Here is an 811-nt window from a genome sequence, read left to right on the forward strand (position 1 = left end):
TTGCGGAACGTAAGTCCGACTACCATCGGCGCTAAAGAGCTTAACTTCTGTGTTCGGCATGGGAACAGGTGTGACCTCTTTGCCATTGTCACCAGACAATGAAATGTATGAAATTATACATTCAAAACTAGATAGTAAGTAAAATATGATTCAACCAAAACAAAACATTTTAAATTTGATTAAGTCTTCGATCGATTAGTATTCGTCAGCTCCACATATCGCTATGCTTCCACCTCGAACCTATTAACCTCATCATCTTTGAGGGATCTTATAACCGAAGTTGGGAAATCTCATCTTGAGGGGGGCTTCATGCTTAGATGCTTTCAGCACTTATCCCGTCCATACATAGCTACCCAGCGATGCCGTTGGCACGACAACTGGTACACCAGAGGTATGTCCATCCCGGTCCTCTCGTACTAAGGACAGCTCCTCTCAAATTTCCTACGCCCACGACGGATAGGGACCGAACTGTCTCACGACGTTCTGAACCCAGCTCGCGTACCGCTTTAATGGGCGAACAGCCCAACCCTTGGGACCGACTACAGCCCCAGGATGCGATGAGCCGACATCGAGGTGCCAAACCTCCCCGTCGATGTGAACTCTTGGGGGAGATAAGCCTGTTATCCCCGGGGTAGCTTTTATCCGTTGAGCGATGGCCCTTCCATGCGGAACCACCGGATCACTAAGTCCGTCTTTCGACCCTGCTCGACTTGTAAGTCTCGCAGTCAAGCTTCCTTATGCCTTTACACTCTATGAATGATTTCCAACCATTCTGAGGAAACCTTTGAGCGCCTCCGTTACTCTTTAGGAG

General features: G+C 48.3%; 2 rRNA genes. Both read right to left on the reverse strand.

The window, feature by feature from the left end:
* Positions 1–96 (reverse strand): 5S ribosomal RNA (gene rrf, locus BTM19_RS12860); the annotation flags it as partial.
* A 79-nt stretch (positions 97–175) separates the two neighbouring features.
* A 23S ribosomal RNA gene (locus tag BTM19_RS12865) occupies positions 176–811 on the reverse strand; the annotation flags it as partial.

Source organism: Staphylococcus xylosus, assembly GCF_002732165.1.
Lineage (GTDB): Bacteria > Bacillota > Bacilli > Staphylococcales > Staphylococcaceae > Staphylococcus > Staphylococcus xylosus.